We start from the raw sequence: 19,285 nt of genomic DNA, 5'->3' as shown, positions 1-19,285 counted from the left end.
CTCTGGCGAAACGAACCTCGATTTCGCTATTACACCAGCACGCGCTCGATACCGCCATCGTTCGCGCGCGCGACGTAGTCCGCCATCCAGTTTTCGCCGAGCACCTTCCGCGCGATTTCGACAACGATGTAATCCGCTTCGATGTTCGCGTCCTCGTTGTAGCGCGAAAGACCTTGCAGGCAGGACGGGCAGCTCGTGAGAATCTTGACCTCGGTACCATTCGACTGCGCGCCGTCGCCGGCCTTCAACACTGATCCCGCCGGATCGATCCCGCTCGCGCCGGCAGCAGCGACCAGCGGGATGTCGCGCAGCTTCGCCGCGCCCTTGCGGATCTCTTCTTCCTTGCGAAAGCGCACTTGCGTCGAAATATCCGGCCGCGTGACGGCGAGCGTGCCCGATTCGCCGCAGCATCGATCGTTCTTCTCGATCTTGTAGCCGTCGTTCTTCGAGCCCATCAGTTCGTTGACGAGCTTGACCGGGTCCATCGTCTTGATCGGCGAGTGGCACGGGTCGTGATACATGTAGCGCGTGCCCTTCACACCTTCCAGCCGAATGTTCTTTTCGAGTAAAAATTCGTGGATGTCGATGATCCGGCAGCCCGGGAAGATCTTCTCGAATTCATAGCCCGCGAGTTGGTCGTAGCACGTCCCGCACGATACGACCACCGTCTTGATATCGAGATAGTTCAGCGTATTCGCGACGCGATGGAACAGCACGCGATTGTCGGTGACGATCTTCTCGGCCTTGTCGAACTGGCCGGAGCCGCGCTGCGGATAGCCGCAGCACAGATACCCCGGCGGCAGCACCGTCTGCACGCCTGCTTCCCAGAGCATCGCCTGGGTGGCGAGGCCGACCTGCGAGAACAGACGCTCCGAACCGCAGCCGGGGAAATAGAACACCGCTTCCGAATCGACGGTCGTCGCCTTCGGATTGCGAATGATCGGGACGATCTTGTTGTCCTCGATGTCGAGCAGCGCGCGCGCCGTCTTTTTCGGCAGGTTGCCCGGCATCTTCTTGTTCATGAAGTGGATCACCTGCTGCACGACCGGCGGCTTGCCGACCGTCGCCGGCGGATGCGCCGTCTGCTTCTTCGCGAACTTCTTCAGCAGGTCGTTGCCGAGCCGCTGCGCCTTGTAGCCGACACCCATCATCGCGGTGCGCGCGACGTTGATCGTCTGCGGATTGGTGGCGTTGAGGAAGAACATGCCGGCTGCGTTGCCCGGATTGAACTTCTTCTTGCCCATCTTGCGCAGCAGGTTGCGCATGTTCATGGTGACGTCGCCGAAGTCGATCTTCACCGGGCACGGCGTCACGCATTTGTGACAAACGGTGCAGTGATCGGCGACGTCGTTGAATTCGTCCCAGTGCTTGATCGACACGCCGCGGCGCGTCTGCTCCTCATACAGGAACGCCTCGACCAGAAGCGACGTGGCCAGAATCTTGTTGCGCGGGCTGTAGAGCAGGTTCGCGCGCGGCACGTGCGTCGCGCACACCGGCTTGCACTTGCCGCAGCGCAGGCAGTCCTTGATCGAATCGGAGATCGCGCCGATATCCGACTGCTGCATGATCAGCGATTCGTAACCCATCAGGCCGAAGCTCGGCGTGTACGCGTTGCGCAGATCGGCGCCCGCGAGCAGCTTGCCCGCGTTGAAACGCCCGTTCGGATCGACGCGCTGCTTGTACGCGCGGAAATCGCCGATTTCCTCTTCCGTCAGGAACTCCAGCTTCGTGATGCCGATGCCGTGCTCGCCGGAAATCACGCCGTCGAGCGCGCGCGCGAGCTTCATGATCCGCGCGACCGCGTGATGCGCGTCCTGCAGCATCTCGTAATTGTCGGAGTTGACGGGAATGTTCGTATGAACGTTGCCGTCGCCCGCGTGCATGTGGAGCGCGACGAACACGCGTCCGCGCAGCACCTGCTTGTGGATGTTCTGCGCTTCGTCGAGGATCGGCTTGAACTCGCCGCCGTTGAAGATCTGGCGCAGTTCCGCGCGGATTTCCTGCTTCCACGAAATGCGCACCGTGCGGTCCTGCGCGACGTTGAACACGGTCGCGCCCGGCTGCGCATCGACGCGATCGGCGAGTTTTTCCGCCAGCGCCTCGTAGCCGAGCCCGACCATGTAGTGCTGCGCCTCGCGCAGGGACAAATCGAGCTTGTCGCCGACGAAGGTCCAGCGCGCCTTCACGCGCTTTAGCAGATCGAGCGCCTGCTGCACGCGGTCTTCGAGCAGTTCGGCGCTCGGGATTTCGTTCGCGTCATCGCTTTTGCCGAGCGGCAGCTTGCCCGTCCTGAAAAAGGCTTCGAGCGCGTCGACGAGTTGCAGTTTGTTCTTGATCGACAGCTCGATGTTGATGCGCTCGATGCCATCCGTGTACTCGCCCATGCGGTTGAGCGGGATCACCACGTCTTCGTTGATCTTGAACGCGTTCGTGTGCTTCGCGATCGCCGCCGTGCGCGAGCGGTCGAGCCAGAAGCGCTTGCGCGCCTCGGCGTTCACCGCGACGAAACCTTCGCCGCTCTTGCCGTTCGCCATGCGCACGACTTCCGACGTGGCGATGGCGACCGCATCGGCATCGTCACCGACGATATCGCCGATCAGCACCATCTTCGGAAACGCGTTGCGCTTGCTCTTGGTCGCGTAGCCGACCGCGCGCAGATAGCGTTCGTCGAGGTGTTCGAGGCCCGCGAGGATCGCGCCGCCCTGCTTTGACGTCTCGAAAAGATAATCCTTGATCTCGACGATGCTCGGAATCGCGTCGCGCGCCTGGCCGAAGAATTCGAGACAGACGGTGCGCGTATGCGCGGGCATCTTGTGCAAAATCCAGCGCGCGGACGTGATGAGCCCGTCGCAGCCTTCTTTCTGCACGCCCGGCAGGCCCGACAGGAATTTATCCGTCACGTCCTTGCCGAGCCCTTCCTTGCGGAACGTCTTGCCCGCGATATCGAGCGATTCCGTGCGCAGGAGCTTTTCGCCCGGCGCGCGCGCGCCATCGAACCATTCGAGGCGGAAGCGCGCCACTTCGATGTCGTGGATCTTCCCGCGGTTGTGATCGAGCCGCGTGACTTCGAGCCAGTTGCCTTCCGGGTCGACCATGCGCCACCAGGCGAGGTTGTCGAGCGCCGTGCCCCACAGCACGGCCTTCTTGCCGCCCGCGTTCATCGCGACGTTGCCGCCGACGCACGAGGCATCGAGCGAAGTCGGATCGACGGCGAAAACGAAGCCCGCCTGCTCGGCCGCTTCGGTGACGCGCCGCGTGACGACGCCCGCGCCCGAGAAAATCGTCGCGACCTTGGCGCTGACGCCGGGAAGATCGGTCATTTCGACTGGACCGAGCTGTTCGAGCTTTTCCGTGTTGATGACAGCCGAGAACGGCGTGAGCGGGATCGCGCCGCCCGTGTAGCCGGTGCCGCCGCCGCGCGGGATCACGGTGAGGCCGAGTTCGAAGCACGCCTTGATGAGCCCGGCGATTTCCTCTTCGCTGTCCGGCGTCAACACGACGAACGGATATTCGACGCGCCAGTCGGTGGCATCGGTGACGTGCGAGACGCGCGAGAGTCCGTCGAACTTGATGTTGTCCTTCTGCGTGCGCTTGCCGAGCGCCTTCGCGGCCTTGCGGCGTAGCTCGGCCATCTTGCCGAACTCGGAGGCGAAGTCGTCGACTGCGCGGCGCGCCGCCGACACCAGCACTTCGACGCGCGCCGCGCGGTCGTGGCCGGCCGTATCTCCATGCAGCGACAAATCGTCCTTCCGACGCTTTTCGATCTCATGCAGCCGGTGATTCAGCGCCTCGACGAGCAGCGCGCGACGCTTCGGGTTGTCGAGCAAATCGTCCTGCAGATACGGATTGCGGCGCACGACCCAGATGTCGCCAAGCACTTCATACAGCATGCGCGCCGAGCGGCCCGTGCGGCGTTCGCTGCGCAGCACGTCGAGCGCGGCCCAGGCTTCGTCGCCGAGCAGCCGGATCACGATTTCGCGGTCGGAAAACGATGTGTAGTTATAGGGAATTTCGCGCAGGCGCGGTTCGAGATCGAGCGCCGCGGCGGCGGCGCCATTCGGATCGAAGGCTTGGGGTGCGTTCATGTTCGACGGTTCGGTAGGCCGGCGCATGCGTCAAGGAAGGCGCAATGCCCGGCGATGCGCGTGGGGGCGCAAATTTTCGAGTGAGACTTTCTTTTGGGAAGGCAGCCGGTCACTGGACTGATAAGCGGCTTCATCAACCGCGCGGCGAGCCGCGCTGTGCCTTCGAGGTGCCCGGAATCAGCGCCACGATCGCGCATGACGCGCGTGCCGCTCGGCCGCGGGATGAGACTCGCGGGGGACATGCGTCAAAAAGTCGATCCGAGGCTGCGCTTGCATCTTCCGATCCAGATTCGAAAAGACAATTCTAACCCATCGCGAAACCCCCCGTTCGCGGCGGCTAGCGCGTCGAAGGGGCTTTTGCCAGCCGGTTTTCGCCGTATTTCTGCGTTTTTTCGCCTGCGTTAAGGCGACCGTCCGGTCGGTAAAAGCGACTTCCCGGCCGGGCCGAAGGTGGTTGGCGCTATCATTGATGTTTTCGCTCTCAAAAATAGCGCGCAGTCGCTCTGCGTGACTTTTCCCGCATGGCACACCCCGATTACCTGAAAAAAGTCCTGACCGCGCGCGTCTACGATGTCGCCCGCGAAAGCGAGCTCGAGCTCGCGCGCAATCTGTCGGCGCGTCTATCCAACGCGGTTTTCCTCAAGCGCGAGGACAACCAGCCGGTGTTCTCGTTCAAGATCCGCGGTGCGTATAACAAGATGGCGCAACTCCCCGCCGACGTCCTCGCGCGCGGCGTGATCACGGCGTCGGCGGGCAATCATGCGCAGGGCGTCGCGTTTTCGGCGGCACGGCTCGGCTGCCGCGCGGTCATCGCGATTCCCACGACAACGCCGCAGGTCAAGATCGACGCGGTGCGCGCGCACGGCGGCCCGACGGTCGACGTGGTGCTCGCGGGCGAGTCGTACAGCGACGCCTACGCGCACGCGCTGAAGCTGCAGGAAGAGCGCGGCCTCACCTTCGTCCATCCGTTCGACGACCCCGACGTGATCGCCGGACAAGGCACCGTCGCAATGGAAATCCTGCGCCAGCACCAGGGGCCGATCCACGCGATTTTCGTGCCGATCGGCGGCGGCGGGCTCGCTGCGGGCGTCGCGGCGTATGTAAAAGCGGTGCGGCCGGAGATCAAGGTGATCGGCGTGCAAACCGACGATTCCTGCGCGATGGCCCAGTCGATCAAGGCGGGCGAGCGCGTCACGCTGGCGGAAGTCGGCCTGTTTTCGGACGGCACGGCGGTGAAACTGGTCGGCGAGGAAACGTTCCGGCTGTGCCGCGAACTGCTTGACGAAGTGCTCACCGTCGATACCGACGCGCTCTGCGCCGCGATCAAGGACGTTTTCCAGGACACCCGCAGCGTGCTCGAGCCGGCCGGATCGCTCGCCGTCGCGGGCGCGAAGCTGTATGCGGAACGCGAGGGCATCGAAGGCAAGACGCTCGTCGCGGTGACCTCCGGCGCGAACATGAATTTCGACCGGATGCGCTTCGTGGCGGAACGCGCGGAAGTGGGCGAGGCGCGCGAAGCCGTTTTCGCCGTGACGATCCCAGAGGAGCGCGGCAGCTTCAGGCGCTTCTGCGAGCTCGTCGGCACGAGGAGCGTCACCGAATTCAACTACCGCATTGCCGATGCCAGCGCCGCGCACATCTTCGTCGGCGTGCAGATCAAGACGCGCAGCGAATCGGCGCAGATGATGAACGCGTTCGTCGAGCACGGATTCGCGACCGTCGACCTGTCGCACGACGAACTCTCGAAGCAGCACATCCGCTACATGGTCGGCGGCCGCTCGCCGCTCGCCCAGGACGAACGGCTGCTGCGGTTCGAATTCCCCGAACGGCCGGGCGCGCTGATGAAATTCCTCTCGTCGATGGCGCCTAACTGGAATATCAGCCTCTTCCACTACCGGAACCAGGGCGCGGATTACAGCTCGATTCTCGTCGGCATCCAGGTGCCGTCGGCGGAAAACGCTGAATTTGAGCGCTTTCTCGCGACGCTCGGTTACCCGTGGTGGGACGAAGGCGCGAATCCGGTCTACAAGCTCTTCCTGGCCTGAAGCGATGGCGGCGTTTACGCTGGAAGACAAGCTCGTCGTCGCGATTTCGTCGCGCGCGCTCTTCGATTTCGAGGAAGAGAACGAGGTCTACGAAACCGGCGACCTCGCCGAGTACGAAGCGCTGCAGCGGTCGCGGCTGAACGTGCCGGCGAAGCCCGGCGTCGCGTTTCCGCTGATCGGCAAACTGCTCAAGCTCAATGCGGGCGGGCATCACGTCGAAGTGGTGATCCTCTCGCGCAGCGATCCGATCAGCGGCCTGCGCGCGTTCAGTTCGTGCAAGGCGCACGGCCTCGCGATCGAGCGCGGCGTGTTTACGCGCGGGCGTCCGCCGTTCGGCTATCTGAAGCCGCTGCGGGCGTCGCTGTTTCTGTCGGCGAATCCGGACGACGTGCGCGCCGCGCTCGACGCCGGTTTTCCCGCCGCGCGCGTGCTGCCTGAGACGCCGCAGGCCGCAAGCCAGTATCCTGACGAAATCCGCATCGCTTTCGACGGAGACGCCGTCCTCTTCTCCGATGAAGCCGAACGCGTGTTTCAGTCGGCCGGTTTGTCGGCTTTCGTCGGGCACGAGACGACGAAGAAGGATTCGCCGCTCGCTGGCGGGCCGCTGAAGCCGCTCCTGGCGGCGCTGCACAAGCTGCAAAAAATCGCCGATGACGCCGCGCCGATGCACATCCGCACCGCGCTCGTCACCGCGCGTTCCGCTCCCGCGCACGAGCGCGCGATCCGGACGCTGATGGCCTGGAACATCGAAATCGACGAAGCGATGTTCCTCGGCGGGCTCGACAAAGGCGCGTTCCTGCGCGCGTTCGAGCCCGATTTCTTCTTCGACGACCAAATCGGCCACTGCGAATCGGCCCGCGTCGTGACCGCGACCGGGCACGTACTGAGTGGCATATCGAACGCATCATGACACCCGACCAATCTCCGCTCGGCAAGGAAGTTGTCTACACAGAACAGTACGATCCGCTGCTGCTGTTCCCGATCGACCGCAAGACGGCGCGCGATGCGATCGGCATTGGCGCGCGGCTGCCGTTTTTCGGGACGGACATCTGGAATGCGTATGAATTGTCCTGGCTGAACCGGCGCGGCAAGCCGCAGATAGCCGTCGCAACGTTTCTCGTGCCGGCGGAATCGCCGAATATTGTCGAATCGAAGTCGTTCAAGTTGTATTTGGGATCGTTCGCGCAGACGGCCTTCGATTCCACCGACGACGTGCGCGCCGCGATCAAGCGTGACGTGTCGGCGATTTGCGGGGTGAATGTGTCGGTGCAGCTTGCCGCGCCCGCAGATTTCGGCAAGTTGCAGATGGAGGAATTCGAGGGGTTGTCGCTGGATCGGCTGGATCTGGATACGGATGTTTATTCGCCCGATCCGTCATTGCTGAAAGCAACGCATGATGAAGCGCCGGTCGACGAGACGCTATTTTCGAATCTGTTGAAATCGAATTGTCCGGTTACCGGACAGCCGGATTGGGGCAGTGTCCAGATTCGCTATTACGGCGGACAGATCGATCACGCGGGATTGCTGCGGTATGTCATTTCTTACCGTGGACATACAGGGTTTCACGAGCAGTGCGTCGAGCGTATTTTCATGGATATCATGCGGGAGTGTCAGCCGGAAAGGCTGGCGGTTTATGCGAGATATACGCGGAGAGGTGGGCTGGATATCAACCCGTTCCGGACGAATTTCAATTTACCGATGCCGGATAATGCGCGGTTGGGGCGGCAATAAAGAATCGAGCGTTGCCATCTGCGGCAACGCTCTTTTTTAAGCAATTCAGGCAGCAGGCGCCTTATAAGCCACGCAATCCACCTCGACCTTGCAATCGATCACCATCGAAGAAACCACACAAGCGCGCGCCGGCGGATTTTCTCCGAAATACTCCTTGAACACTTTATTGAACGAAGCAAAATCCCGCGGATCGTCGAGCCACACGCCGCATCGGACCACATGCTCCGCGCCATACCCCGCTTCTTTCAAAATCGCGAAAACGTTCTGAATGCATTTATGCGATTGATCGACGATTCCGCCGTTAATTACTTCGCCATTTTCCATCGGCGTCTGTCCCGAAACAAACAGCCATCCATTCGCTTCGACCGCCCGCGCAAACGGCATATGCGCGCCGCCCTGACCTTTACCGCCTTCCACGCCATATCGTTTCATCTTCAACTCCTTTAAAACTCAAAAAGCGCCGTGTGCGTCCAGCTTGGAAGCCGAACCACGCGACACGAAATGTCCCGCACGCTCGCCGGTCACCGCCCGCTCGCTATACGACAAAACCCCGTTCACCCAGACCGCGTCGATGCCATCCGCTGGTTGCTGCGGATCGGCGAACGTCGCGGCATCGCGGACCTTTTCCGCGTCGAACATCACCAGATCGGCGTGATAGCCCACCTTCACCTCGCCGCGCTCGGGCAGCCCGAAGCGCCGCGCCGACAAACTCGTCATCTTGCGCACGGCCTCTTCCAGCGGCAGCAGCGCCGTGTCGCGGGCGTAATGGCCGAGCACGCGTGGAAACGCGCCCCACAGACGCGGATGCGGCAGCGGATCGTTCGGCAGGCCGTCGGAGCCGACCATCGTCGCGGGATGCGAGAGGATGCGCCGCACGTCGTCCTCCGACATGTTGTGATACACCGCGCCCGCCGGCTGCAGGCGCTTGCCCGCCTCCTGCTGGCTCACGTCCCACTCCGCCGCGACCTCCTTGATCAGCTTGCCCGCCATTTCGGGATGCGGCTCGGACCAGGTGATCGTGATGTCGATGTCGCCGGTCACCTGCTTCAAGTCGAGCGTCGATGAACTGCGGTTGTATGGATAGCAGTCGCAGCCGACCGGCTGGCCGTCCCGCGTGTTTTCCAGCGACTTCAGCACCTCGACGCTACGTCCCCAATTCGACGGCCCCGCGCACTTCAGATGCGAAATCACCACCGGCACGCGCGCATGGCGGCCGACCTGGTACGCCTCGTCCATCGCGTCGAGGATCGCGTCGAATTCGGTGCGCATGTGCGTCGTGTAGAGCGCGCCCGCCTTTGAAAGCGGCTCGGCCAGCGCCTTCACCTCTTCCGGCGGCGCGCTGAACGCCGATCCGTAGGCAAGCCCGCTGCTCAAACCGAGCGCGCCGTTCTCGAGCGCTTCTTCGAGTTGCGCGCGCATGCCTTCGATTTCGGTCGAAGTCGCCGCCCGGTCGAGACGGTCCATGTGATTGTTGCGCAGCGCCGTATGCCCGATCAGTGCGCCGACGTTCACCGCCGGCCGCGCCTCGTTGACCGCTTCGACGTAATCGGCAAACGTCGGATAGAGGAACGCGCCTTCGTCGCCGAGCAGGTTCATCGGGTCGGGCGGCGCGCCTTTCAACGTCACCGGCGACACGCTGATCCCGCAATTGCCGACGATCACGGTCGTCACGCCTTGCGTCAGCTTCGGCAGCATCTGCGGCGAGCGGATCACGTGCGTGTCGTCGTGCGTGTGGACATCGATGAAACCGGGCGCCAGCACGCGCCCTTCAGCTTCGACGACCTCATCCGCCGTCCAGCCGGCGAGGCCGCCCGGCGCCGTAATCGCGACGATCCGGCCGTCGCGCAGCGCCACGTCGCGTTCGACGGCGGGCGCGCCCGTGCCGTCGATCACGCGTGCGCCGACGATCAGCGTATCGGCCTTCTCGGTTTCCGCTTGCGAATCCATGTTCAGTCTCCCAGGGGTTGACGCTCGCCGCCGCCCCGATGCGCATCGAGTGCGTGTTTCATGCGGCGCAGCAGTTCGCGGCTGTGGCTCGCCTGCTTGACGGCCAGTTCGGTGACGAGCAGGTCGAGCGCCATCATCATCGCGTAACGCGACGACGATGGCTTGTAGATGAAATCGGTCTCGATCGCGATGATCGGGATCAGCCAGTCGGCGAGTTGCGCGAGCGGCGACGCCGGCGCCGTCAACGCGATCACGCGCGCGCCGTATTCGCGCGCGAGGCGGCAGCTTTCGACCATTTCCGGCGTCTGTCCGGTAACCGAAAGCGCCACGACTACGTGTTCCTTCGACAGCGTCGCGGCGACCATGCGCTGCAACAAGCCGTCCTGATACGACGCCACCGGCCGGCCGAGCCGCACGAGCCGGAAGCGCATTTCGTCGGAGAGCGCCGTGGAGCCGCCGCCCATGCCGAATACGTAGATCATCGACGCCGCGCCGAGCGCATCGGCCGCCGCTTCGATCGGCGCGGCGCGCAGCGCGCCCTGGTTGTGCGCGAGCGTGGTCTGCACTTCCTCGAAGATGCGCGTCGCGAGGGAATCGGGCAGGTCGTCGGGCTCGCGCTTGAGAAAGCGCTGGCCGACCGCCGCCGCCTGCGCGAGCCGCAGCTTCAGCTCGCGCACGTCCGCGCAGCCGACCGCCTTCGCGAACCGCGTAACCGTCGCGATGCTTACCTCGGCCTTCTCCGCGAGCGCGCCGATGCTCGCGCGCGAGGCGCCCGTCAGGTCGTCGAGGATCAGCGCCGCGACCTTGCGCTCCGCCGAGCGCAACTCGGGCGCGCGCTCGGCGATCCGGGCGACGATATCGAAAGCAAGCGGTTCCGATGACACATTCATCAGGGTAAATCCGGGTTCAGAAAACGGCTTCAGCGCCGTGGTACTAAATAACAATTTATCCCGCATCCTACTTTCGGTAACATGTTGTCGTCAACCTTGGCGCCAGTTAAGTATCGACAGAAGTCTATTTAAACGGACGATGGAGTAGCAGGACATGAAAGTTACAAACTATCAGAACGCCACGATCGACCCGTTTGGCAAGGGTCTCGGCATGGTGCCGGGCACGGGCATCCAGCTAAGCGACGCGGGGCGGCTCGACTGGAACCTGCTCGACGAAGACGTGAGCCTGCCGGCCGCCGTGCTGTACGCGGATCGCATCGAGTACAACCTGAAGTGGATGCAGGCGTTCGTCGCGGAATACGGCGTGAAGCTCGCGCCGCACGGCAAGACGACGATGGCGCCGCAGTTGTTCCGCCGCCAGCTCGAAGCCGGTGCGTGGGGCATCACGCTCGCGACTGCGCATCAGGTGCGCGCGGCGTATCGCGGCGGCGTGCATCGCGTGCTGCTCGCGAACCAGCTCGTCGGCAAGCGCAACATGGGCATGATCGCGGAATTGCTGACTGATCCCAATTTCGAGTTCTTTTGTCTGGTGGATTCAGCGGATGGCGTTGATCAACTGGGCACGTTCTTCAGCGACGTGAAGAAAAAGCTGAACGTGCTGATCGAGCTCGGCGTGCCGGGCGGCCGAACCGGCGTGCGCGACGACGCGCAGCGCGAAGCCGTGCTGGCCGCCATCGCGCGCTGGCCGGACACCATCCAGCTCGCGGGCATCGAGTTGTACGAAGGCGTGCTGCAGGATGAGTCGAAAGTGCGCGAATTCCTGCAAAGCGCGGTGGCGATCACGCGCGCGCTCGTCGCCGAAGGGAAGATCACGCGCAAGCCGGCAATTTTGTCGGGTGCGGGTTCGGCGTGGTACGACGTCGTCGCCGATGAATTCGCGAAGGCGCACAGCGACGTGATCGAAGTCGTGCTGCGGCCGGGCTGCTATCTGACGCACGACGTCGGCATCTACAAAAAGGCGCAGAGCGAGATTTTCGCGCGCAATCCGATCGCGAAGAAGATGGGCCAAGGGCTGAAGCCGGCGCTGCAACTGTGGGCGTACGTGCAGTCGATTCCGGAGCCGGATCGCGCGATCATCGGCCTGGGCAAGCGCGATTCCGCATTCGATGCCGGGATGCCGGAGCCCGCGCGCCACTATCGGCCGGGTGATGAGGCGCCGCGCGACGTAGGTCCCGACGACGGCTGGGAAATCTTCGGCCTGATGGACCAGCACGCGTATCTGCGCATCAAGCCGGGCGACGACGTGAAGGTCGGCGACATGATTGCGTTCGACATCTCGCACCCCTGCCTCACGTTCGACAAATGGCGCCAGGTGCTCGTCGTCGATCGTAAATTCCGCGTGACGGAAGTGATCGAGACGTTCTTTTAAGCGTCCTCGCTCGGGGCGGCGCCCGACGCCGCCACCTCCTGGATACGCTGCTCAAGCATCCGCAGCGCATCTGAAAGTGCTGCGATGGCGTCGTCCGGAAGCGACGCCATCGTGTCGTGCAGGAACGCGTTCCTGCGCGGCAAGCCGGCTTCGATCACGGCGCGCCCGTCCGGCGTCAGCAGGACATTCGAGATGCGGTTGTCACGCGGATCTACACTGCGCGCGATCCAGCCGAGCGCTTCGAGCGCCTTCAGTTGCCGCGTGAGCGCGCCCGGATCGACGCGCAACCGCTCCACCAGCTTCTTCTGCGACGATTCCCCCGCCTGCTCGTGCAGCGCGAGCAGGATGCGCCAGCGCGGCATCGGCTGGCCGACCTGCGATTCGAACGCTGACATGAATGCGCGATACGTGCGCCCGAACTGTTGCACCACGGCAATACGGTCCTGTTCTTCCATACTGTTGTCTTCCCGCAAAATCATTCGGCGACGATCGTCGGATCGACCGGGCCTTTCAGGCGTATCGGCGGCACGCGGCGCGACTGCCACAGCGAAATCACCGCGACGATCGCCGCCAGCGCCAGCCCGATGTGGATCGCGGCGACCAGCGCCTCGCGCGCCGCCTCCAGCAGCAGCGCGCCATTGTGACCCGCCGCGCCGAGTTGCGACAGCAGCGTGTCCTGCGCCTCCCGGTTGATCAGGATCTGCGGATCGGAGAGATCGGGGTACCAGTGCGTCGCGCGGTCTTTCTCCAGCGCGAGCTTCACGCCGCTCGCGTACAGATGCGTGACGAGCGTGCCGGTCAGCGCCGTCCCGATCATCCCGCCGATCATCCGCAACGACTGCAAAAGCGCCGTCGCGATGCCGAGATGCTGGCGGCCCGCCGTCTGCTGCGCGAACACGGTCAGGTTCGGCATCACGAAGCCAAGGCCCAAGCCGCCGATCAGCATGAACGTCATCAGGACGGGACGCGGCATCGCGCGCGTCGCGATCACCACACCGAGACACGCCACGACCAGCAGCGCGAAACCGACGTAGAGCATCGAATTCGGGTTTTTCACGCGCGTGACGATGCGCCCGTTCGCGATACTGCCAATCGTAATGAACACGACGAGCGGCGTAATCATCAGCCCGGCGTCCTTCGGCGACATCCCGAAACCGCCCTGGAACAGCAGCGGCGCGTAGAAAAGCAGCGAAAACATCGTGAAGCCGCCGAGAATGCCGAGCGTGAAGAGCGCCGCGAGGCTCTTGTTGCGGAACATGTCGATCGGCAGGATCGCGTGCGGGCAGCGTTTCTCCCAGAACCACAGTGAAATAGCGCTCGCGACGCTCAGCGCGATCAATACAACCGTTTCCGCGGTGACGCCCTGCTTCGGCACGGTTTCGACGAACATCTGCAGCGAACCGAGCGCGATGGCGATCAGCGCGGCACCCGGCCAGTCGAGCCGCATTTTGCCCTCGTGCGCGACGTGCCGGAGATGCGGCAGATAACGCCAGACGAAAACCAGCGAGAGCACGCCGACCGGCAGATTCACGTAGAACACCGACCGCCAGCCGTAATACTCGGTGAGAAAGCCGCCGAGCGACGGCCCGACCGCGTTCGCGATGCCGAACGCCGAACTCATCAGTACCTGCCAGCGCAGGCGCACGACGTTGTCGGGGAACAGATCAGCAATGCACGCGAACGCCGTGCCGACCAGCATCCCGCCGCCGATGCCCTGCAAGCCGCGCGCGAGCACGAGAAAGAGCATGCTGTTGGCGAGCCCGCAGAGCACGGACGCCACGGTGAAGACGACGATCGACGCGATCACGAACGGCTTGCGTCCGTAGTAATCGCCAAGGCGGCCGAAAATGGGTACGGTAATGACGGAAAGCAGCAGATACGACGTCGCGACCCACGCGTAGAGATCGAAGCCCTTCAGTTCGGCGACGATGGTGGGCAACGCCGTGCCGACGACCGTCTGATCCAGCGCGACGAGCATCGTCACGAACGAGATCCCGATCATCGCCATCAGCGATTCGCGGAACGGCAGGACCTGGGAACTGGAATGTTGCGCGGCTGTATGAACGGCCATTTTTGGCTGTCGCAATAGTTGACGAGTCAACGGAAATCGAATCTTAGCACGCGAAAACGCTCTAATCTGCTCCCGGACGCACTCTCTTACTATTTCAAGAAGCCAAAAATGGAACCCACGCCGATCGCCACCACGCCCCTTTCCACCGACGACCTCGAGGCGCTGCGCCACGCGAAGGAGGCGCTCGAAAGCCCGTCGCTGACGATGAAGCTCGCGAGCGTCGTCGGCTCGCCGATCGAGAAGCTGATGGCGAAGATGCCGAACATCGCGCAGGAAAAGATCGACGAAGCGACGCAACTCGCGCTGAAAAAATGCCTGCAACTCGCGCTGCGCACGCTAGGCAAGTCGTCACCATTCGATTCGCTGATGGCGCCCACGCCCGACAAGCCGCACAACCTGATGCACAAGCTCGCGGTCGCGACGACCGGCGCCGCGGGCGGCGCGTTCGGCATGTTCGCGCTGCCGGTCGAGCTGCCCGTCACGACGACGCTGATGTTCCGCTCGATCTGCGACATCGCGCGCAGCGAAGGCGAGGACATCCATCGGATCGACACGCAACTGCAATGCATGATGGTGCTCGGCATGGGCGGGCCGAGCAAGAGTGACGACAATGCCGACCTCGGCTATTTCATCGTGCGCGGCGCGCTGGCGCAGTCGGTCTCGAGAGCGACCAACGAGATCGCGGCGAAGGGTTTGAGCAGCCACGGATCGACGGCGCTCATCAAGTTCTTGCACACGGTGGCGTCGCGGTTCTCAGTGCAGGTGAGCGAACAGGTCGCGGCCAAGTCAATTCCGGCGATCGGCGCGGTGCTCGGCGCAATGGTGAACACGGTGTTCATCGACCACTTCCAGCAAATGGCGCACGGCCATTTCACCGTGCGGCGGCTTGAACGGCAATACGGCCAGGTGGCCATCGAGCGGGCCTATCAAACGATCGATGTCTCCGGGAGCCGCTGAGCGTTGGCGCGTTGCGGTCGAGTCGCTTCGCGGATGAAGCGGGCGGCACGTTCGAGCGCGCGATTCGCCTCCGGCATGAACGGCGCGAACAACTGGAAGCCGTGCGGCACATTCGACCAAATCTCCAGATCGACCGTCACGCCTGCCGCGCGCGCCTTGTCCGCGACTCTTATCGAGTCGTCGAGGAGCACTTCCGTGTCGCCGGCTTGAATCAACAGCGGCGGGAGGCCTTCGAATCGGCCGTATAGCGGGGAAGCGTAGGGATTTGTCGCGTCGGCATCGCCGAGATAGACCTTCGCCGCGCGAGCGAGCGCCGCGCCGTGGAACATCGGGTCGCGGCCGTCGTTCGTCACGATCGACGCGCCGGTCGAAGCGAGGTCTGTCCACGGCGAGAACAGAACGCCGCATGCCGGCAACGGATCGGCTGCGTCGCGTAACTTGAGCAGCGTCGCGAGCGCGAGGCCGCCGCCGGCGGAATCACCCGCGATGGCGATCGACCGCGCGGGAACGCCATCGGCGAGTAATCGGCGATAGGCGGCGACGGCGTCGTCGAGTGCGCACGGAAAGCGGTGCTCGGGAGCCAGGCGATAGTCGAGCGAGAGGATGCGCGCATCGGTGCGCGTCGCGAGCGGAAACACCAGCGACCGATGACTGCGCGGCGAGCAGAAGTAATAACCGCCGCCATGCAGATAGAGAATCGTGATGTGCTGTGGGGCGGCAGAGGTGAGCGATTCGCCGCGCAGTGGGGCGGCATGTATGTCGTAGTGTTCGGTCAGACGCCAGCCGGGCGGCACCTTCGGAGACCAGACGCGCCGCGCGGTATAAGCCCGCGCTCGCGCGACATCGATGACCGGTTTCGCCGTCTCGGGCCGCATCCGCCGGCGCACGATCCAGCAGGCCAACGCGCTTTGCCAGCTCATCGGGCGCGATCCATGCGCTTCAATTGGCCGGCACGACCTGGCCGCGAATTTCGCCAGACGGGTTTTCCGCCGTGTGGATGTTGAAGTACCACTGGCCGGCCATCAGGTCGGTGATCTGCTGATCCGTCAGCGTGGCCTGCCCTTTCATCGGGCTGGCGAGCGCGCCTTTATCGACCGGGACTTGCGGCTTCGCGTTCTGCCCGACCGGCGCGGGGCCGTGGAAATGCGCCATCGTAACCGGGCCGGACAGTTCCGCATAGGTCGCGGTCCAGGTCAGCGTCTTGCTGGTCGTATCGAAATTCGCCTCGACGACGCCGTGCCCCTTGCTCACGCGCGGCGGCACTTCGCTCGACGGCTGGAGGTTCGCCTTCAACGCAACGGTATCGGCGAAAGCGCCCGCCGATGTCAACGCCGACAACACGAGGACAGTCGCCAAGCCGAGACGTGGTCTGAATATCGACTTCATTTTTATGCTCTCCTGTGACGGATGACCGCGTGCATCACATCGCCCCGGCGCTCATCTCTAGTCCATGTTAGTGCATTTGGAATCACCTCGTTTGATTGGTGTTTTGGGAAGCGGCAATGCAGAAGGGCACCTTGCGGTGCCCTTCTGCTACTGCTTACCGATCAAGTCGCTTTAGAAGCGGTGACGGATACCCGTCGTGACAACGACCTGATTGCCACTGCTCGACGGTGCAGTGCCGTAGACGTTGGCGTAGCGGCCATCGCTAGCCGTAAATTGCGCGACACCTTCCGCGTAGATGTCGGTGCGCTTCGAGAGCGAATAGTCGGCCTGGAGACCAATCTGATGATACTGCGTGTGGTCGCTGTTACGCGAACCCGGCACGGAGCCCTTCACGTCCGTGTACGTGTATGCACCGCCGAGTGCCAGTGCGGGCGTGAGGTTGTAGCGTGCGTTCAGCTCGTAGTTGTTGAAGCGAAGAGCCGAATCGCCCATGTCGTACTGGAAACGCGATTGCGTCCACAGACCGCCGAACGTCAGGGCGCCGACCGAGTAATTCGCGCCTACGCCGTACGTGCGTTGCGACTGGCTCGGAACGAGACCGACGCTGAGGCGATTCGCATCCAGCGTATCGGTGATCGCACCGCCCGCGTTACCCGAGTTCGTGTTCTGCGTTTGCAGGTAAGCCGCGGCGATCTTGAACGGACCGTTCGCGTACTGCATGCCGGCGCTGTAAGCACGGTTCGAAGCAAATCCGCCGGCGGCATTCGAGAAACCATAGAGGCCGCCGAACGAGAAGCCGCCGTAGTTCGCGCTTTGATACTTCACCGAATTGTTCACGCGGAACGAATTGTAGGTGTTGTCATTGTCGAACGGATGCGTGAAGTACGTACCGCCCCACGAACCGTTTGCCGTCAGCGGACCCAGATAGTCGACCACGGAGTCGTACTGGCGACCGAGCGTCACGGTGCCGAAGTCGTTGCTCGTCACGCCGACGAATGCCTGACGGCCGAAAATTCGGCCATCTTGTTGCGACCGACCGTTGGTGACGTCGAAACCGCTTTCCAACGTGAAGATTGCCTTCATGCCACGACCGAGGTCTTCTTGACCCTTGAGGCCCCAGCGGCTGTCCTGTACGTTGCTGCCGGCCAAGCGTACGGTGGCGTTGTGGGTATTGGCATCGCCTTGCGCCGTGGCTTCGTTGTTCACATAGGTGAAGCCCGCATCGACAATCCCGTACAGCGTCACGCTGCTCTGCGCACTCGCGGCAGTCGCGAACGAAGCGGATACGGCCGCCACAATCAGAGTCTTTTTCATGTGTGATCCTTTGGATGAGTCTCGCGACTCGATTGGTTGCTAAACGCGGCGCCTGCGCTCTTCGCCAGAACCTCGTACACCGCGCCTCCGGTTTTCCGGACACCGTTATTCGGCAGACCAAAGTTTAGGACGCGTCCAATTCCAGCAACCACCAAATGAACCACAAAAATCATTTCGAATAACTCAAAAAATGCAATTTTGATACGGGGAAACACTTACGCCCCATAGGCTTATCGGTATCTCAAATTTAGATGCGGATTCCGAAATATTCATCAAAGTTGCGCACACGCGACAGGGCACCGATAGCGGCGTCCCTGAGATTTAGGAAAAGTCGTATCTCGTCGTGATGGGCAAGTAATTAATATCGCGCGCGTAGCCGGCGCCTCGTCTGTCCCGAGCGCTGCCGATCATCCGCCGCGCCTTTCTGCCAGCGCGCATTTTCATCGGGCACGACCATGAATCATCTGCAAGCCATGCGCGTTTTTCTGAAGGTCGCGGAAGCGGGATCGTTCGGACGGGCCGCGGCCGGGCTCGAACTGTCGAACGCTGTCGTGACCCGTTACGTCGCGCTGCTCGAAGCCCATCTCAATACGCGCCTCTTGAACCGCACCACGCGCAGCGTCTCGCTGACCGAAGCCGGGCGCACCTACGCGCTCGGCTGCAAGGCGGTGCTCGAACAGGTCGAAGAGGTCGAGGCGTCGATCACGAGCAGTTCCACCGATCCTTCCGGCACGCTCAAGCTCGTCGCGTCGGCGTCATTTTCCTTGCTGGGGCTCACGCCGCTCCTGAGCGCCTTTCGAGATGGCTTCCCCAACGTGAAACTCCGCCTGACGCTGCTGCACCGGCCAGTCGATCTCGTCGACGAAGGTTTCGATGTCGGTATTGTCGTGCCGCGGCTCGTCAACAGCGGAACGCTGATCAATCGACCACTGTTCAGGGTGATGCCGGTCGTTGTCGCCGCGCCCGGCTATCTCGCGCTCTACGGCACGCCAGCGCGCCCCGCCGCGCTCGCGAAGCACGCGTTCCTCGCGCCATCGTCCGATATTCACGGCTCGACGTGGTCGTTCACCGGCCCTTCCGGCGACGACGAAGACGTCACGCTCGATCCCGCGTACACGGTCAACAACTCGCAGATGCTGCGGCAAGCGGCGATCTGCGGGATGGGCGTGACCGTGCTGCCCGAAAGCCACGTCGCGCGCGACATCGAAAGCGGCGCGCTCGTGCGTCTCTTGCCGGATTTCGCGATCAAGGGCGCGGACAAGGAGGTGTCGCTGGTATATCCGGGACGCCGGCATGTGTCGGCGAAGACGCGCGCGTTCGTCGATTTCACGCTCGCTTTTTTCCGCGACGATGCGTCGGCAACGCACTTTCAATCGTCAGCGGCGTAAAAAAACGCGGCCGGAGCCGCGTTCAGTTTCACTCTCGACGTA

15 protein-coding genes are annotated in these 19,285 nt (G+C 63.1%); 6 read left to right on the top strand and 9 right to left on the bottom strand.

The window, feature by feature from the left end:
* Positions 1 to 29: 29 nt before the first annotated feature.
* Entirely contained in the window at positions 30 to 4,085 is a 4,056-nt protein-coding gene (locus AWB67_RS08930) for a DUF3683 domain-containing protein (protein ID WP_087655872.1), read from the bottom strand.
* Positions 4,086 to 4,606: 521 nt separating this feature from the next.
* Here AWB67_RS08930 and ilvA point away from each other — a divergent pair.
* From ilvA to queF, 3 genes are read left to right on the top strand one after another with little or no spacing between them, the layout of a single operon-like run.
* Positions 4,607 to 6,130 (top strand): threonine ammonia-lyase, biosynthetic, encoded by a 1,524-nt coding sequence (gene ilvA / locus AWB67_RS08925; protein ID WP_087655871.1) that lies wholly within the window; start codon positions 4,607 to 4,609, stop codon positions 6,128 to 6,130.
* Positions 6,131 to 6,134: 4 nt separating this feature from the next.
* Positions 6,135 to 7,040 (top strand): 5'-nucleotidase, encoded by a 906-nt coding sequence (locus AWB67_RS08920; RefSeq protein WP_087655870.1) that lies wholly within the window; start codon positions 6,135 to 6,137, stop codon positions 7,038 to 7,040.
* Positions 7,037 to 7,861, top strand: coding sequence for an NADPH-dependent 7-cyano-7-deazaguanine reductase QueF (gene queF, locus AWB67_RS08915; RefSeq protein WP_087655869.1), 825 nt, complete (start codon positions 7,037 to 7,039; stop codon positions 7,859 to 7,861). The genes AWB67_RS08920 and queF overlap by 4 nt, the downstream gene beginning before the upstream one ends.
* Before the next feature lie 45 nt (positions 7,862 to 7,906).
* Here the strand turns inward: queF and AWB67_RS08910 are convergent, their stop codons facing one another.
* Genes AWB67_RS08910 through AWB67_RS08900 form a run of 3 tightly spaced genes read right to left on the bottom strand, consistent with a single transcriptional unit; the run spans position 7,907 to position 10,698 of the window.
* Complete coding sequence (locus tag AWB67_RS08910) at positions 7,907 to 8,293, bottom strand: RidA family protein (RefSeq protein ID WP_087655868.1); 387 nt, start codon at positions 8,291 to 8,293, stop codon at positions 7,907 to 7,909.
* Positions 8,294 to 8,311: 18 nt separating this feature from the next.
* On the bottom strand, positions 8,312 to 9,808 hold the full coding sequence (locus AWB67_RS08905; RefSeq protein ID WP_087655867.1) for an N-acyl-D-amino-acid deacylase family protein: 1,497 nt from the start codon (positions 9,806 to 9,808) through the stop codon (positions 8,312 to 8,314).
* Positions 9,809 to 9,810: 2 nt separating this feature from the next.
* Positions 9,811 to 10,698 carry a MurR/RpiR family transcriptional regulator gene (locus tag AWB67_RS08900; protein WP_087655866.1) on the bottom strand — a complete coding sequence of 296 codons (888 nt, stop codon included), beginning with the start codon at positions 10,696 to 10,698 and terminating at the stop codon, positions 9,811 to 9,813.
* Between the two features lie 154 nt (positions 10,699 to 10,852).
* On the opposite strand from AWB67_RS08900, the gene AWB67_RS08895 reads away from it, so the two are divergent.
* The gene (locus AWB67_RS08895) at positions 10,853 to 12,127 is read left to right on the top strand and encodes an amino acid deaminase (RefSeq protein WP_087655865.1); all 1,275 of its coding nucleotides are present in this window, start codon (positions 10,853 to 10,855) and stop codon (positions 12,125 to 12,127) included.
* Here the strand turns inward: AWB67_RS08895 and AWB67_RS08890 are convergent.
* Positions 12,124 to 12,582 (bottom strand): MarR family winged helix-turn-helix transcriptional regulator, encoded by a 459-nt coding sequence (locus tag AWB67_RS08890; protein WP_087655934.1) that lies wholly within the window; start codon positions 12,580 to 12,582, stop codon positions 12,124 to 12,126. The genes AWB67_RS08895 and AWB67_RS08890 overlap by 4 nt on opposite strands.
* Positions 12,583 to 12,602: 20 nt before the next feature.
* Positions 12,603 to 14,198 carry an MDR family MFS transporter gene (locus AWB67_RS08885; RefSeq protein WP_087655864.1) on the bottom strand — a complete coding sequence of 532 codons (1,596 nt, stop codon included), beginning with the start codon at positions 14,196 to 14,198 and terminating at the stop codon, positions 12,603 to 12,605.
* Between the two features lie 108 nt (positions 14,199 to 14,306).
* Between AWB67_RS08885 and AWB67_RS08880 the strand changes: the two genes are divergently transcribed.
* The gene (locus AWB67_RS08880; RefSeq protein ID WP_087655863.1) at positions 14,307 to 15,155 is read left to right on the top strand and encodes an EcsC family protein; all 849 of its coding nucleotides are present in this window, start codon (positions 14,307 to 14,309) and stop codon (positions 15,153 to 15,155) included.
* Here AWB67_RS08880 and AWB67_RS08875 read toward each other — a convergent pair.
* The 3 genes from AWB67_RS08875 to AWB67_RS08865 all read right to left on the bottom strand — a co-directional run bounded on the left by AWB67_RS08875 (position 15,125) and on the right by AWB67_RS08865 (position 17,855).
* On the bottom strand, positions 15,125 to 16,075 hold the full coding sequence (locus tag AWB67_RS08875) for an alpha/beta hydrolase (protein WP_087655862.1): 951 nt from the start codon (positions 16,073 to 16,075) through the stop codon (positions 15,125 to 15,127). The genes AWB67_RS08880 and AWB67_RS08875 overlap by 31 nt on opposite strands.
* Positions 16,076 to 16,094: 19 nt before the next feature.
* Complete coding sequence (locus AWB67_RS08870; RefSeq protein ID WP_087655861.1) at positions 16,095 to 16,541, bottom strand: CHRD domain-containing protein; 447 nt, start codon at positions 16,539 to 16,541, stop codon at positions 16,095 to 16,097.
* Positions 16,542 to 16,712: 171 nt separating this feature from the next.
* Complete coding sequence (locus AWB67_RS08865) at positions 16,713 to 17,855, bottom strand: porin (RefSeq protein ID WP_087655860.1); 1,143 nt, start codon at positions 17,853 to 17,855, stop codon at positions 16,713 to 16,715.
* A gap of 455 nt (positions 17,856 to 18,310) precedes the next feature.
* Between AWB67_RS08865 and AWB67_RS08860 the strand changes: the two genes are divergently transcribed.
* A complete protein-coding gene (locus AWB67_RS08860; protein WP_087655859.1) occupies positions 18,311 to 19,243 on the top strand; it encodes a LysR family transcriptional regulator in 933 nt (310 codons plus the stop codon).
* Positions 19,244 to 19,285 lie beyond the last annotated feature (42 nt).

The sequence above is a fragment of the Caballeronia terrestris genome, assembly GCF_001544515.1.
GTDB lineage: Bacteria > Pseudomonadota > Gammaproteobacteria > Burkholderiales > Burkholderiaceae > Caballeronia > Caballeronia terrestris.
The sequence above is the reverse complement of the archived record's forward strand: the minus strand, read 5'-3'. Positions and strand labels throughout refer to the sequence as shown.

Bases quoted from the DNA above. Each gene is read 5' to 3' on its own strand.
- AWB67_RS08895 (WP_087655865.1), top strand. From the start codon at position 10,853: ATGAAAGTTACAAACTATCAGAACGCCACGATCGACCCGTTTGGCAAG.
- AWB67_RS08885 (WP_087655864.1), bottom strand. From the start codon at position 14,198: ATGGCCGTTCATACAGCCGCGCAACATTCCAGTTCCCAGGTCCTGCCG.
- AWB67_RS08910 (WP_087655868.1), bottom strand. From the start codon at position 8,293: ATGAAACGATATGGCGTGGAAGGCGGTAAAGGTCAGGGCGGCGCGCAT.
- AWB67_RS08920 (WP_087655870.1), top strand. From the start codon at position 6,135: ATGGCGGCGTTTACGCTGGAAGACAAGCTCGTCGTCGCGATTTCGTCG.
- AWB67_RS08905 (WP_087655867.1), bottom strand. From the start codon at position 9,808: ATGGATTCGCAAGCGGAAACCGAGAAGGCCGATACGCTGATCGTCGGC.
- AWB67_RS08865 (WP_087655860.1), bottom strand. From the start codon at position 17,855: ATGAAAAAGACTCTGATTGTGGCGGCCGTATCCGCTTCGTTCGCGACT.
- AWB67_RS08880 (WP_087655863.1), top strand. From the start codon at position 14,307: ATGGAACCCACGCCGATCGCCACCACGCCCCTTTCCACCGACGACCTC.
- AWB67_RS08870 (WP_087655861.1), bottom strand. From the start codon at position 16,541: ATGAAGTCGATATTCAGACCACGTCTCGGCTTGGCGACTGTCCTCGTG.
- queF (WP_087655869.1), top strand. From the start codon at position 7,037: ATGACACCCGACCAATCTCCGCTCGGCAAGGAAGTTGTCTACACAGAA.
- ilvA (WP_087655871.1), top strand. From the start codon at position 4,607: ATGGCACACCCCGATTACCTGAAAAAAGTCCTGACCGCGCGCGTCTAC.
- AWB67_RS08930 (WP_087655872.1), bottom strand. From the start codon at position 4,085: ATGAACGCACCCCAAGCCTTCGATCCGAATGGCGCCGCCGCCGCGGCG.
- AWB67_RS08890 (WP_087655934.1), bottom strand. From the start codon at position 12,582: ATGGAAGAACAGGACCGTATTGCCGTGGTGCAACAGTTCGGGCGCACG.
- AWB67_RS08860 (WP_087655859.1), top strand. From the start codon at position 18,311: ATGAATCATCTGCAAGCCATGCGCGTTTTTCTGAAGGTCGCGGAAGCG.
- AWB67_RS08900 (WP_087655866.1), bottom strand. From the start codon at position 10,698: ATGAATGTGTCATCGGAACCGCTTGCTTTCGATATCGTCGCCCGGATC.
- AWB67_RS08875 (WP_087655862.1), bottom strand. From the start codon at position 16,075: ATGAGCTGGCAAAGCGCGTTGGCCTGCTGGATCGTGCGCCGGCGGATG.